This is a genomic window from Microbacterium sp. ABR10, assembly GCF_057812175.1.
The window spans coordinates 1,647,606-1,662,186 of sequence record NZ_CM173821.1; the positions used below are offsets into that span (position 1 = coordinate 1,647,606).

The window sequence follows — 14,581 nt, forward strand, 5'->3', positions numbered from 1 at the left end:
AACACTGCGTTTCGCGCACCTTCAGGCCACCGATGAGCGGCTCACGAATGCGTGAGCGCCACCATGCGCGACACCGCGCGCAGGTATTTCTTGCGATACCCGCCGCCCAGCATCTCGTCGCTGAACACACTGCTCAACGGCACGCCGGTCGCGCGGATCGGGATCTGCGCGTCGTAGGCCCGGTCGACGAACGCGACGAGGCGCAGCGCCGCCGACTGGTCGTGCAGCACCTGCACGTCGCGCAGGCCGACCGTGGTGACGCCGTCGATGAGGCGGATGAACCGCGAGGGGTGCACGCGCGCAAGGTGACCCACGAGCTCCGAGAACGCGTCATCGGATGCCACTCCCCCGGCGGAGGCGGCATCCACCGCCTGTCGGTAGTCGTCGTCGCCGAGCACGCGGGCCGCGCCGTCGATGGCGCGCTGACGATAGTCGGTGCCGTCGATGCGGATGGTGCGGAAGCTGTCGGACATCGACTGGATCTCGCGGAGGAAGTCCTGGGCGGCGAACCGGCCCTCGCCCAGCGCGTTCGGAGGGGTGTTCGAGGTCGCGGCGAGCCGTGTTCCGGATGCCACGAGCTCGCCCAGCAGGCGCGTCATCACCATCGTGTCGCCCGGGTCGTCGAGCTCGAACTCGTCGATGCAGAGCAGGTCGGAGCCGCGGAACAGCTCGACGGCTTTGGCGTAGCCGAGCACGCCCACCAGTGCGGTGTATTCGATGAACGAGCCGAAGTACTTCCGGCGGGCGGGCATCGCGTGGTAGATCGAGGCGAGCAGGTGGGTCTTTCCGACACCGAAACCGCCATCGAGGTACACGCCCGGCTTGACCTGCGGCGCCTTCTCGGCCCGGCGGAAGAATCCGCCCTTCTTCGCCGGCGTCGACTGCTTGCCCGCGAACGCCTGCAGCAGTTCCTTCGCCTCCTGCTGCGAGGGGTACGCGGCATCCGCCCGGTAAGACTCGAAGGTCGCGCCGTCGAACTGCGGAGGCGGCACGAGAGCACTCACCATCTCTGCTCCCGAGACGGCGGGCTCGCGCTCGGTGAGGTGGATGAGCCCAGTCGTTGCGGGAGTCGAGGTCATGGCCGTCCTGTGTCCAAGTCTTACGGAAGGGTGCGTGCCCCGACATGGCGGATCTAGGGTCGAAGGTGCGGTGTCCAGCCTATGCCGCCGCATCCATCGCCCCGACCGAGGAGATCCCGTGACCGTCGAGTTCGACACCACCTCGCCCAAGTTCGCCGAGTACGCCGAGCCCGGCCGCCTCGTCACCGGTGAATGGCTGCAGGAACGCCTCGGCCAGCCCGGTCTCGTCGTGGTCGAATCCGACGAAGACGTGCTGCTGTACGAGACGGGGCACATTCCCGGAGCCGTGAAGGTGGACTGGCACACGGAACTGAACGACCCCGTCGTCCGTGACTACGTCGACGGCGACGGCTTCGCGCGGCTGCTGAGCCGCAAGGGCATCTCGCGCGACGACACCGTCGTCATCTACGGCGACAAGAACAACTGGTGGGCCGCCTACGCGCTGTGGGTGTTCTCGCTGTTCGGCCACGACGACGTACGCCTGCTCGACGGCGGCCGCGACAAGTGGATCGCCGAGGGGCGTCCCGTCACGACCGACAAGACGGTCGTCGAGGCCACCGCGTATCCGGTGGTCGAGCGCGACGACTCCGTCATCCGCGCCTACAAGGACGACGTGCTCCGCCACCTCGGCAACCCCCTCATCGATGTCCGCTCACCGGAGGAGTACTCGGGCGAGCGCACGACGGCGCCCGCCTACCCCGAAGAGGGCGCGTTGCGCGCCGGGCACATCCCGAGCGCCCAGAGTGTTCCGTGGGGCAAGGCCGTGGCCGAAGACGGCGGATTCAAGCCGCGTGCGGAATTGGATGCCATCTACCGCGAGGGTGCGGGTCTCGAGGACGGCGACAAGGTCGTGGCCTATTGCCGCATCGGCGAGCGGTCCAGCCACACGTGGTTCGTGCTCCGGCACCTCCTCGGGTTCGACGACGTGCGCAACTACGACGGCTCCTGGACCGAATGGGGCAGCGCGGTGCGCGTGCCGATCGTGTCGGGCGAAGAGCCCGGCGAGGTGCCCGGGCGCTGATGCCGTCGACGAGCCCGAGCGTGACGGGCGTGGGAGGATGTCCGTGATGTCCGCCAACGCCCTCCCCACCCGCCTCGCCGAGATCCGCGAGGAGTTTCTCGAGCTCGAGGAGCCCGACCGGCTGCAACTGCTGCTGGAGTTCTCCCAGGAGCTTCCCGAGGTGCCGGCGGAGTTTGCCGACCACCCCGAGATGCGCGAGCGGGTCGTGGAGTGTCAGTCGCCGGTCTACATCATCGTCACGGTCGACGCCGACGACAGCGTCGCGATGCACGCCACCGCGCCGGCCGAGGCGCCGACCACGCGCGGGTTCGCGAGCATCCTCGCGCAGGGGCTCACGGGGCTCCGTGCCGACGAAGTGCTCGCCGTGCCCGACGACTTCCCGCTGAGCATCGGGCTCACCCGCGCCGTGAGCCCGCTGCGCATCGCCGGGATGACGGGGATGCTGATGCGCGTGAAGCGGCAAGTCAGCGCCAAGCGCGCAGGGTGACAGCCGCCGCCCGGCCCCCGCGTTCGGGGCGGGTTTCGCGATCCGGGGCGCGAATGGCGCGCCCCAAGACGCAGAATGCGCCCGGAAACCCCGGAAGCTCTCGCGTCAGTCGCGGGCGAGGCCCCGCGCGCGCACCCAGTCGGCGATGGCGGTGACCCAGCGGGTCTCGTCGTAGTTCCACAGCTTCGTGTGGCGTGCGACGTGGAAGGTCTCGATCGTGACGAGGTCGGGCCGGGCGGCGGCCAGTGCATGCGAGGCGTCGGACGGCACGAATCCGTCGTCGTCGCTGTGGAGCACGAGCATCGGGTGCCGGAGTTCGCCGGCGCGCGCCACGGCGTCGAGGCGGTCGAGGGGGATGGCCTCGCCACTGCCCAGGACGGCCGCGCCCCAGTTCGACGCGAGGGCGCTCTGGGCGACGGTGACCACGGGCGCGGGCAATCGCATGAGGCGCGCGTGGAAGCGGAGCACCGTGCGCCAGTCGACGACCGGGGATTCGAGCACGAGACCCGCGATGACGTCGGCGTGGGGCGACTCGAGCGCCGCCTGCAGGGCGAGCGCGCCGCCCATCGACCATCCCATGACGATGACGTGCCGGGCGCCCTGTCGACGTGCGTAGCCGATGGCGGCGTCGAGGTCGCGCCACTCGGTGGCTCCGAGCGCATAGGTGCCGGACGCGCTCTGGGGCGCCTCGCCGTCGTTGCGGTACGACACGACCAGGCTCGTGATGCCCAGGTCGTGGAAGACGGGGACCGCACGCAACGCCTCGGCCTTCGTCGTGCCGCGGCCGTGCACCTGGATCACCCAGACGTCCGTGGCGGCCGGGGCGGCGAACTCCCAGGCGGGACAGGGCCCGACACCGGTATCGATGTCGACGGTGCGGAACGGACGGTGCACCTGCTCGGGGCGGTCGTAGTACCACCCGCTGAAGGCGGCGTCGGGTGCGAGGTCGCCGTCGGCGGCGACGTGCGTGAGGAGCTTGCGTGTCACCGTGATCTCGTCTGCGCCCACGATGGAGCCGAGGCGTACGTAGTCGACCGAGCCGACCGTGAAGAGGCCGTATCGGCCCGGCAGGGCCGTGTCGGGTGTGCGCGCGAGGGTGACGGTCTGCGCGGCGGAGTCGACGCGCACGATGCGCGTGTCGGGCAGGCGGCCCGCAGGGTGCACGACGGTGCGGGCGACGCGGAGCGAGACCACGCCGAGGGCGGCGGCCGAGGCGGCGAGCGTCAGGCTGAGAGCCGATAGGGCGATCCGGATGCTAGTTGCTCCGCGTTGCGTTGCGCGGAGACCTGCGGCGCGCCTGGGAGCGTTCATCGAGGCCTCACTCTAGTCTGTGGCCGTGAGTGACCAGCGCGCGGCGGAGGCCGCCAGCCCCTTCGCGCGGGCAGCCGAAGAGGTGCGGGCCACCAGCTTCCGCGAAGATCTGGTCGTTCGCGAGATCCCCTCGCCGGCCGGGCTCGCGCCGTTCTCGTTGGCGTTGGCCGGTGACGTGCGACCCGAGGAGCACGCCACGGACTCGCCCTTCGGTACGGGGCGTTTCATTTTGCTGCACGATCCCGAAGAGCCCGAGCCGTGGGGTGGGGCGTGGCGCATCGTCTGCTTCGCGCAGGCTCCCCTCGAGCCCGAGATCGGGGTCGATCCCCTGCTGGCTGAGGTCGCCTGGTCGTGGCTCATCGACGCCCTCGATTCGCGCGGGGCCGAGCGGCACTCGGAGTCGGGCACGGCCACCAAGACCCTCTCCACCGGCTTCGGCGCCCTCTCGTCGCAGGGCGAGGGGTCGCAGATCGAACTTCGCGCGTCATGGTCGCCGCGCGGTCCCTTCCGCCCGCACCTCGAGGCGTGGGCGGAGCTCGTGTGCATGCTCGCCGGCCTCCCCCCGGGGTCGGAGGGTGTCGCAGTGTTCGGAGCCCGGAGGCCCACGCGTGGTTGAGTACATCGTCATCGAGGATGCCGCGGGGCTCAGCTCCGCCTGCGCGGCACTGGCCGAAGGTCACGGTCCCGTCGCGGTCGACGTCGAACGGGCGTCGGGGTTCCGCTACTCCCAGCGGGCGTACCTCATCCAGGTGTTCCGCCGCGGGGCGGGCGTCTTCCTGTTCGACCCGTCGACCATCGAGGACTTCGCGCCGTTGCAGGCGGCGATCGGCGACGTCGAGTGGGTGTTCCACGCGGCGAGCCAGGATCTCCCCTCCCTGCGCGAGCGCGGTCTCGAGCCGTCGTCCATCTTCGACACCGAGCTGGGCTCCCGTGTGCTCGGCCACGAGCGAGTGGGTCTCGGGGCCGTCGTCGAGCAGACGTTGGGCATCACCCTGGCCAAGGCCCATTCGGCCGCAGACTGGTCGACGCGCCCGCTGCCGGCATCCTGGCTCGAGTACGCCGCCCTCGACGTGGAGCATCTCATCGACGTGCGCGACGTGCTCGTGGCCGAACTCGACGAGCAGCAGAAGACGGAGTTCGCCCGGCAGGAGTTCCAGGCGGTGCTCGAGCGCCTCCCCAAACCCGTGCGTGACGACCCTTGGCGCCGCCTCAGCGGTCTGCACTCGGTGCGCGGACGCCGCGCCCTCGCCGTCGCCCGTTCGCTCTGGCAGGCCCGCGAGGACTACGCCCGTGAGCAGGACGTCGCCCCCGGTCGTCTCGTACCCGACCGCGCCCTCGTGGCGGCGATCCTGGCCGACCCGGCGAGCAAGCAGGCGCTGGCCAGCGTGAAGGAGTTTAACGGGCGGGCCAGCCGCACGCAGCTCGACCGGTGGTGGAACGCGATCGTGGCGGGCCGCGAGGCGACGGATCTGCCGGCCGACCGCGTCCCGAGCGACACGCTGCCGCCTCCGCGTGCGTGGGTCGACCGCAATCCCGAGGCCGACCGGCGGCTGAAGGCCGCACGTCCGGCCGTCGAAGCGCGCGCAGAAGAGTTGCGGATGCCGACGGAGAACCTTCTGACGCCCGAGACGCTGCGCCGCGTGGCATGGGCCCCGCCCGGCGAGGTGACGGCCGATTCGGTCGGCGCCGCACTCGCCGACCTCGGTGCGCGACCCTGGCAGATTGAGCAGACTGCACAGGTGATCGCAGATAGCTTTGTAGCTTCCCTCAACGCGGATGACGACGACCCCGCCACGGATTCGTAGGTTCGGACAACCGATTCTCGGGCGCGAAACCGCCTTCCTAGGCTGGGATCATCCCAAACACTGGAGGCAGAGTGGCCGAGATGACGGACGTCTTCTTCGTTGACGGAATGCGAACCCCCTTCGGGCGCGCCGGCGAGAAGGGCATGTACTGGAACACCCGAGCCGATGACCTGGTGGTCAAGGCGATCATCGGGTTGATGGAGCGCAACGGGGACGTGCCGAAGGACCGCATCGACGACGTGGCGATCGCCGCGACGTCGCAGACCGGTGACCAGGGCCTGACCCTGGGACGCACCGCGGCGATCCTCGCGGGACTTCCGATGACGGTGCCCGGCTTCGCGGTCGAGCGCATGTGCGCGGGCGCCATGACGAGCGTCACGACGATGGGCGCCTCGATCGGCGTCGGGATGTACGATCTCGCCCTCGCGGGCGGTGTCGAGCACATGGGGCGTCACCCCATCGGTGGCAATGTCGACCCCAATCCGCGCTTCGTGGCCGAGAAACTGGTCGATCCGGGCGCGCTCAACATGGGCGTCACCGCCGAGCGCATCCACGACCGCTTCCCGCACTTGACCAAGGAACGTGCCGATCGCTTCGGCGCCGCGAGCCAGCACAAGGTGCAGGCGGCCTATGAGGCGGGCAAGATCCAGCCCGATCTCGTCTCCATCGCCGTCAAGGATGCCGAGGGCGCGTGGGGCCTCGCCACCGAGGACGAAGGTCGTCGCCCCGAGACGACGGTCGAAGGACTCGCGACGCTCAAGACGCCCTTCCGCCCGCACGGTCGGGTCACCGCGGGGACCTCGTCGCCCCTCACCGACGGCGCGACGATCAGCCTGCTCGCGGGCCGGGACGCCGTGAAAGAGTTCGGCCTCGCCCCCAAGATGCGCATGGTGTCGTTCGCTTTCGCGGGCGTCGAGCCCGAGATCATGGGCATCGGCCCGATCCCCTCCACCGAGAAGGCGCTGAAGAAGGCCGGACTCACGATCGACGACATCGGTCTGTTCGAGCTCAACGAGGCCTTCGCCATCCAGGTGATCTCGCTGCTCGATCACTTCGGTATCGCCGACGACGACCCGCGCGTGAACCCGTGGGGCGGCGCCATCGCCCTGGGCCATCCGCTTGCGGCATCCGGAGTCCGCCTCATGATCCAGCTGGCTGCGCAGTTCGCCGAGCGTCCCGACGTGCGCTACGGCCTCACCGCCATGTGCGTGGGCCTCGGCCAGGGCGGCTCGGTCATCTGGGAGAACCCGTTCTTCGACGGAAAGAAGAAGCGCAAGTGACCGACTACTCCACGATCGACTTCTCCCCGCTCGACGCCCTGACCGGCGACGAGGTGGTTACCCACTCCCCCGCTCGCGACGTTCGCCTGCCCTCGGGCAACGTGCTCGCGCTGATCACGCTCGACAACGGGCGCGACCACACGCGGCCCAACACGCTGGGACCGGCGACGTTGGCCGAGCTCGGGCAGACGCTTGCGATGCTGAGATCGCGCGCTTCCGCCGGTGAGATCCACGCGGTCGCGATTACCGGCAAGCAGTACATCCTCGCCGCGGGTGCCGACCTGTCCGACGTCGCGAAGCTGCCGTCGAAGGACGTCGCGCGCCTCATCGCCCAGCGCGGCCATCAGGTGATCGGGTCGTTGTCCGACCTGGGTGTGCCCTCGTTCGCGTTCGTGAACGGCCTCGCCCTCGGCGGCGGCCTCGAGATCGCGCTGAACTCTACCTACCGCACGGTCGACGCGTCGGCTGCGGCGGTGGCGCTGCCCGAGGTGTTCCTCGGCATCATCCCCGGCTGGGGCGGTGCCTACCTGCTGCCGAACCTCATCGGCATCGAGAATGCGCTCGAGGTCGTCATCTCGAACCCGCTCAAGCAGAACCGCATGCTCAAGCCGCAGCAGGCCTTCGACCTCGGGATCATGGATGCCATCTTCCCCGCGGCCTCCTACCTCGAGGATTCGCTGCGCTGGGCCGACGGTGTGCTCACCGGCCGCGTCCGGGTCGAGCGGAAGAACGAGCCGGGCAAGCTCGAGCGCCTGACGAAATGGCCCATCGCGATCAAGATGGCCCGCGGCATGCTGGAATCCAAGATCGGGACGGTCCCCCGCTCCCCCTACGTCGCTCTCGATCTGCTCGACAAGGCCAAGAGCGGCACGAAGGCCGAAGGGTTCGCCCGCGAAGACGAGGCTCTCGCCGATCTCATCACGGGCGACCAGTTCGCGGCATCCATGTACGCCTTCGATCTCGTGCAGAAGCGTGCGAAGCGTCCGGTGGGAGCCCCCGACAAGGCGCTGGCCAAGAAGGTCACGAAAGTCGGTGTCATCGGTGCGGGACTCATGGCCTCGCAGTTCGCGCTGCTGTTCGCGCGCAAGCTCCGGGTGCCCGTGATCATCACCGACCTCGATCAGGGCCGCGTCGACAAGGGTGTGGCATCCATCCGCGAAGAGATCGGCAAGCTCGAGGCCAAGGGTCGTCTCGACGGCGACACAGCCAACCAGCTTCGTGCCCTCGTGCACGGGACAACCGATCGCTCGGAGTTCGCCGACTGCGACTTCGTCATCGAGGCCGTGTTCGAAGAGGTCGGGGTCAAGCAGGAGGTGTTCTCCGCCATCGAGAAGATCGTCGCTGACGACGCGATCCTCGCAACGAACACCTCGTCCCTCTCGGTGGCTGAGATCGGATCGGTGCTGCAGAACCCCGAGCGTCTCGTCGGCTTCCATTTCTTCAACCCCGTCGCGGTCATGCCGCTCATCGAGGTGGTCAAGACGGATGCCACCAGCGACGCCGCTCTGTCCACCGCCTTCGTCGTCGCGAAGGGCCTGGGCAAGAATGCCGTGCTCACCGCCGATGCGCCCGGCTTCGTCGTGAACCGTCTGCTGGCGAAGGTCATGGGCGAGGCGGCACGTGCTGTCTACGAGGGCACCCCGATCACGACGGTCGAGAAGGCGTTCGCGCCCCTCGGGCTGCCGATGGGCCCGTTCCAGCTCATCGACCTCGTGGGCTGGAAGGTCGCGGCCCACGTGCAGGACACGATGGCGCACGCCTTCCCCGACCGGTTCTTCTCATCGGAGAACTTCCACGAGCTCGCAGCCCTCCCCGAGGTCGTCGAGAAGGACAAGGGCGGCCGCGTGACCGGCTGGACCAGAGCGGCGCAGAAGGTGCTCGTCACCGGAAAGACGCCCGTGGCGCCCGAGACGATCCTCGCCCGCGTGCAGGACGGCCTCGCCCAGGAGATCAAGATCATGCTCGACGAGGGCGTGGTACCCGAGGTGCAGGACATCGACCTGTGCCTCATCCTCGGCGCCGGCTGGCCCTTCATCGACGGTGGCGCCTCGCCCTACCTCGACCGCGAGGGGGCGTCGGAGCGCGCCTTCGGCGACACGTTCCATCACCCGCCCATCCGCGGCATCGGGGGCTGATCCTCTGAACGCGAGAGCGGCGCCGTCCCCGAGGGGCGGCGCCGCTCTCGTCGCTGCGGGCGGGCCCGGGAGTGGGCGGCGTGCGAGGACAGGTGTTTCGGTGACAACAGGCCCGGGCCGGCGGGGTCAGGGCCTGTTTCCGCGTGATCGCCTGTTCTGGTGAGACCGGAGTGGTGCGCGGGTCCGGGGAGCGGGCGGCACGCGAGGACAGGTATTTCGGTGAGAACAGGCCCCGGTCGGCGGGTCACGGCCTGTTACGGCGTGATCGCCTGTTCTGGTGAGACCGCTTGTCTTGGTGAGACCGCTTGTTGGTGCGGTCGCTTGCCCTGGCAGCGTGGCACGCGGCACGGCGCAACAGTGCAGCGCGGGCCAATCGTGAGGGCGGAACGAGATGAGGCCGGGACGCGCGTGCGTCCCGGCCTCATCTCACGGCGGAGCCGATATCACGGGCGCGACTTCTCCCACTGCTCGATCGTGGGGATAGAACCCGTGGGCGTCTGGCGTGCCATGGGGATGCGGGTACCGAGCACCTGGGCGACGACATCGTGCGCAATCTTGGGAGCCGTGAGGCCGGCATCCTCGAAGATCTGCTCGCGCGTGGCGTGATCGATGAACTCATCGGGGATGCCGAGCTCGTCGACGGCCGTGTCCACCCCCGCCTCGCGCAGCACCTGTCGCACGCGGGTACCGACGCCACCGACGCGGATGCCGTCTTCGATCGTGATGACGAGACGGTGATCGCGCGCGAGGTCGACGATCGACGGCTGCACGGGGATGGCCCAGCGCGGGTCGATGACGGTCGCTCCGATGCCCTGCGCCTCGAGTCGCTCAGCGACCTCGAGGGCGAGGTGCACCATCGGGCCGATGCCGACCAGGAGCACGTCTTCGCTCGCACCGCGGGCGAGAACGTCGACGCCGTCCTGCAGGCGCTCAATGGCCTCGACGTCGTCGTTCACCTTGCCCTTGGGGTAGCGCACCACGGTGGGTGCGTCCTCGACAGCGGCGGCCTCACGGAACTCCTCACGCAGGCGCGTGGCGTCGCGAGGGGCGGCGATTCGGATGCCGGGGACGAGTTGCAGCATCGCCAGATCCCAGATGCCGTGGTGGCTGGGACCGTCGGGGCCCGTCACCCCCGCGCGGTCGAGCACGAAGGTCACGCCCGCCTTGTGGAGGGCGACGTCCATCATGACCTGGTCGAAAGCCCGGTTCATGAAGGTGGCGTAGATGGCGACGACGGGGTGCAGACCACCGAATGCGAGCCCGGCCGCCGAGGCGACCGCGTGCTGTTCGGCGATGCCGACGTCGTAGACCCGCTCGGGGAAGCGCTCGGCGAACTGCTGCAATCCGGTGGGGCGCAGCATCGCCGCGGTCATCGCGATGACGTCGTCTCGTTCGGCGCCGACCTTCACCAGTTCTTCCGCGAAGACGTCGGTCCACTGCAGACCGCTGCCGGCGCCGAGCGACTCTCCGGTGATGGGGTCGATCTTGCCCACGGCGTGGAACTGGTCGGCCACGTCGCTCATGGCGGGGGCGTAGCCGCTGCCCTTGTCGGTGATCGCGTGCACGATGACCGGTGCCCCGTACGACTTCGCCAGCTCCAGGGTCTCGATGAGCGACTCGAAGTCGTGGCCGTCGATGGGACCGAGGTACTTGATGTCGAGGTTGCTGTACAGCGCTTCGTTGTTGGTGAAACGCGACAGGAAGCCATGGGTGCCGCCGCGCACACCGCGATAGACCGCGCGGGCGGCGGGACCGAGGCGGCGGAACAGGGTGTCGGAGCCGCGGTGCAGGGTGCGATAGGCGTCGTTCGTGCGCACCCGGTTGAGATAACGCGCCATGCCGCCGATCGTGGGGGCGTAGGAGCGGCCGTTGTCGTTGACGACGATCACGAGGTTGCGGTCGTTGTCGTCGCTGATGTTGTTCAGCGCCTCCCACGTCATACCGCCCGTGAGGGCGCCGTCGCCGACGACGGCGACGACGTGCCGATCACGACGACCGGTGCGGCTGAAGGCGCGCGAGACCCCGTCGGCCCAGCTGAGCGAGCTGGAGGCGTGCGAGGACTCCACGACATCGTGCTCGCTCTCGGAGCGCTGCGGGTAGCCGGCCAGGCCTCCACGCGAACGCAGCGCCGAGAAGTCCTGTCGACCGGTGAGCATCTTGTGCACGTACGACTGGTGGCCGGTGTCGAAGATGATGGGGTCGGAGGGCGAGTCGAAGACCTTGTGCAAGGCGATCGTCAGTTCGACGACACCGAGGTTGGGACCGAGGTGTCCGCCGGTGCGGGCGACGTTCTCTACGAGGAACGAGCGCACCTCGGCGGCCAGCTGTCGCAGCTCGTCAGGGGTGAGCGCGTCGAGGTCGCGGGGTCCGTTGATGCCGGGCAGGAGAGCCATCCGACTCCTCTCGTGCGGTGCGCGCAGTGGTGCGCGTCCCGATGAATTCTAGTCTCGGAGGGTGCGCCGGGCTCGGCAACGGCTTGCGCGCGGCGCTACGACCCGGCCGCGTGACGTCCGCCTGCTGTCCGCTCGAGCGCCTCCGAGGGCCGGCGGATCGGCGATCCGTGACGAACGAGATGTGCCCCGGGAGCAGAGGCTCCCGGGGCACATCGATGCGGGGTGGATCAGACGAGCGAGCGCAGCACGTACTGCAGGATGCCGCCGTTGCGGTAGTAGTCCGCCTCACCGGGGGTGTCGATGCGGACCACGGCGTCGAACGTCACGGTCTGCTTGCCCTCGGGCGAGAACTCGCTGGGCTCGGCCGTCACCTTCACCGTCTTGGGCGTGACGCCCTCATTCAGCTGCTCGAGACCCTCGATCGAGATGATCTCGGTGCCGTCGAGTCCGAGCGACTTCCAGCTCTCGCCGGCGGGGAACTGCAGCGGGACCACGCCCATACCGATGAGGTTCGAGCGGTGGATGCGCTCGAAGCTCTCGGTGATGACGGCCTTCACACCGAGGAGCTTGGTGCCCTTGGCCGCCCAGTCACGCGACGAGCCGGAGCCGTACTCCTTGCCGCCGAAGATGACCAGCGGGGTGTCCTGGTCCTGGTAGTTCTGGCACGCGTCGTAGATGTACGACTTCGGGCCACCCTGCTGGGTGAAGTCGCGGGTCCAGCTGCCCTCGACGATCTGGCCGTCGTTGACGGCCGCGACCATCTCGTTCTTCAGGCGGATGTTGGCGAAGGTGCCGCGGATCATGACCTCGTGGTTGCCACGGCGTGAGCCGTAGGAGTTGAAGTCCTTCTGCGCGACCCCGTGCTCGGTCAGGTACTGCGCGGCGGGGGTGCCCGCCTTGATGTTGCCGGCCGGGCTGATGTGGTCGGTGGTCACCGAATCGCCCAGCGTCGCCATGACGCGCGCACCGGTGATGTCGCGCACCGGGTCGGGCTGCATGGTCATGCCGTCGAAGTAGGGGGCCTTGCGCACGTACGTGGAGTCGGCATCCCACTCGAAGATCGGGCCGGTCGGGGTGGGCAGGTTCTTCCAGCGCTCGTCGCCCTCGAAGACGGTGGCGTACTGCTGAATGAACTGCTCGCGCGAGATCGACGCGTCGATGATGGTCTGCACCTGGTCGGGTGCGGGCCAGATGTCCTTCAGGAAGACGTCTTCGCCGTTCTGGTCGGTGCCGAGCGCGTCGGTCTCGAAGTCGAAGTTCATCGAACCGGCCAGGGCGTAGGCGACCACCAGCGGCGGGGATGCCAGGTAGTTCATCTTCACATCGGGGCTGATGCGACCCTCGAAGTTTCGGTTGCCCGAGAGCACCGCGGTGACGGCCAGGTCGTTCTCGTTGACGGCCGCGGAGACCTCTTCGATGAGCGGACCCGAGTTGCCGATGCAGATCGTGCAGCCGTAGCCGACGGTGTAGAAGCCGAGGCCCTCGAGCGACTTGTCGAGGCCCGACTTCTCGTAGTAGTCGGTGACGACCTTAGAGCCCGGTCCGAGCGTCGTCTTGACCCAGGGCTTGCGCTTCAGGCCCTTGTCGACGGCGTTCTTGGCGAGCAGGCCCGCCGCGATCATGACCGAGGGGTTCGAGGTGTTGGTGCACGACGTGATGGCGGCCAGGGTGACGGCGCCGTTGTCGAGCAGGTAGGACTGGCCATCGGGCGTCGTCACGCGCACCGGGTTGGAGGCGTTGACCGGGTGCCCCGACGAGATGAGCACCTCGCTGTCAGTGACGTCTTCCTCTTCTTCGCCGGGGACCGAACCGGGGTCGGAGGCGGGGAAGGTGCCGTCGACCTCGAGGTCGACGATCGAGTCCGAGACCGAGGCGTCGGCGTAGTTCAGGATGTCCTTCTCGAACTGCGACTTCGCCTCGGACAGCAGGATGCGGTCCTGCGGGCGCTTCGGGCCCGCGATCGAGGGGACGACCGTCGAGAGGTCGAGCTCGATGAACTCGCTGAACGACAGTTCGCGCGACGGGTCGTGCCACAGCTTCTGCTCTTTCGCATACGCCTCGACCAGGTCGACGGTCTGCTCGTCGCGGCCGGTGAGGCGCAGGTACTCGAGGGTGACGTCGTCGATGGGGAACATCGCGGCTGTCGAACCGAACTCGGGGCTCATGTTGCCGATCGTGGCACGGTTGGCCAGCGGCACCGAGGCGACGCCCTCGCCGTAGAACTCGACGAACTTGCCGACGACGCCGTGCTTGCGCAGCATGTCGGTGATGGTGAGCACGACGTCGGTCGCCGTGACGCCCGCGGGGATCTCACCCGAGAGCTTGAAACCGACGACGCGCGGGATGAGCATCGACACGGGCTGGCCGAGCATGGCGGCCTCGGCCTCGATGCCGCCGACGCCCCACCCGAGAACGCCCAGACCGTTGACCATCGTGGTGTGCGAATCGGTGCCGACGCAGGTGTCGGGGTAGGCGCGGAGGACGCCGTCGACCGTGCGGTCGTAGATGACCTTCGCCAGGTGCTCGATGTTGACCTGGTGCACGATGCCGGTGCCCGGGGGGACGACCTTGAAGTCGTCGAAGGCGGTCTGGCCCCAGCGCAGGAACTGGTACCGCTCGCCGTTGCGCTCGTACTCGATCTCGACGTTGCGCTCGAGGGCGTTCTCGCTGCCGAACAGATCGGCGATCACCGAGTGATCGATGACCATCTCGGCGGGCGAGAGCGGGTTGATCTTGTTGGGGTCGCCGCCGAGGGCCGTCACAGCCTCGCGCATGGTGGCGAGGTCGACGATGCAGGGGACGCCGGTGAAGTCCTGCATCACCACGCGCGCCGGGGTGAACTGGATCTCGGTGTCGGGGTCGGCCGTGGGCACCCACGAACCGAGCGCCTCGATCTGCTCCTTGGTGACGTTGGCACCGTCTTCGGTGCGCAGCAGGTTCTCGAGCAGGACCTTGAGGCTGAAGGGGAGCTTCTCGTGACCGGCGACCGTGTCGATCCGGAAGATCTCGTAGTCGGTGCTGCCGACTGTCAGGGTGCTCTTTGCACCGAAGCTGTCAACCGTGGACACGA

10 protein-coding genes are annotated in these 14,581 nt (G+C 68.7%); 6 read left to right on the forward strand and 4 right to left on the reverse strand.

The genetic code is table 11. The features are described from left to right. Window positions 1-41: 41 nt before the first annotated feature. On the reverse strand, window positions 42-1,079 hold the full coding sequence (gene zapE, locus ACXKZF_RS07575; protein ID WP_488985878.1) for a cell division protein ZapE: 1,038 nt from the start codon (window positions 1,077-1,079) through the stop codon (window positions 42-44). Between the two features lie 118 nt (window positions 1,080-1,197). Between zapE and ACXKZF_RS07580 the strand changes: the two genes are divergently transcribed. Then, entirely contained in the window at window positions 1,198-2,100 is a 903-nt protein-coding gene (locus tag ACXKZF_RS07580) for a sulfurtransferase (RefSeq protein WP_488985879.1), read from the forward strand. A 46-nt stretch (window positions 2,101-2,146) separates the two neighbouring features. Then, window positions 2,147-2,587 (forward strand): SufE family protein, encoded by a 441-nt coding sequence (locus ACXKZF_RS07585; protein WP_055954690.1) that lies wholly within the window; start codon window positions 2,147-2,149, stop codon window positions 2,585-2,587. A 105-nt stretch (window positions 2,588-2,692) separates the two neighbouring features. On the opposite strand, the gene ACXKZF_RS07590 is transcribed toward ACXKZF_RS07585, so the two are convergent. Then, window positions 2,693-3,898, reverse strand: coding sequence for an alpha/beta hydrolase family protein (locus tag ACXKZF_RS07590; protein ID WP_488985880.1), 1,206 nt, complete (start codon window positions 3,896-3,898; stop codon window positions 2,693-2,695). Window positions 3,899-3,923: 25 nt separating this feature from the next. Between ACXKZF_RS07590 and ACXKZF_RS07595 the strand changes: the two genes are divergently transcribed. The 4 genes from ACXKZF_RS07595 (at window position 3,924) to ACXKZF_RS07610 (ending at window position 9,118) form a co-directional block, all read left to right on the forward strand. Further along, window positions 3,924-4,514, forward strand: coding sequence for a DUF3000 domain-containing protein (locus ACXKZF_RS07595; protein WP_055955404.1), 591 nt, complete (start codon window positions 3,924-3,926; stop codon window positions 4,512-4,514). Further along, complete coding sequence (locus ACXKZF_RS07600; protein ID WP_488985881.1) at window positions 4,507-5,703, forward strand: ribonuclease D; 1,197 nt, start codon at window positions 4,507-4,509, stop codon at window positions 5,701-5,703. Before ACXKZF_RS07595 ends, ACXKZF_RS07600 begins: the two co-directional genes overlap by 8 nt. 71 nt (window positions 5,704-5,774) lie before the next feature. After that, window positions 5,775-6,983, forward strand: a complete 1,209-nt coding sequence (locus tag ACXKZF_RS07605) for a thiolase family protein (protein ID WP_243223514.1) — start codon at window positions 5,775-5,777, stop codon at window positions 6,981-6,983. Next, complete coding sequence (locus ACXKZF_RS07610; RefSeq protein WP_488985882.1) at window positions 6,980-9,118, forward strand: 3-hydroxyacyl-CoA dehydrogenase NAD-binding domain-containing protein; 2,139 nt, start codon at window positions 6,980-6,982, stop codon at window positions 9,116-9,118. Before ACXKZF_RS07605 ends, ACXKZF_RS07610 begins: the two co-directional genes overlap by 4 nt. A 443-nt stretch (window positions 9,119-9,561) precedes the next feature. Here the strand turns inward: ACXKZF_RS07610 and dxs are convergent, their stop codons facing one another. Then, the gene (gene dxs, locus ACXKZF_RS07615) at window positions 9,562-11,511 is read right to left on the reverse strand and encodes a 1-deoxy-D-xylulose-5-phosphate synthase (protein ID WP_488985883.1); all 1,950 of its coding nucleotides are present in this window, start codon (window positions 11,509-11,511) and stop codon (window positions 9,562-9,564) included. A 227-nt stretch (window positions 11,512-11,738) separates the two neighbouring features. Further along, window positions 11,739-14,579 carry an aconitate hydratase AcnA gene (gene acnA, locus ACXKZF_RS07620; RefSeq protein WP_488985884.1) on the reverse strand — a complete coding sequence of 947 codons (2,841 nt, stop codon included), beginning with the start codon at window positions 14,577-14,579 and terminating at the stop codon, window positions 11,739-11,741. Window positions 14,580-14,581 lie beyond the last annotated feature (2 nt).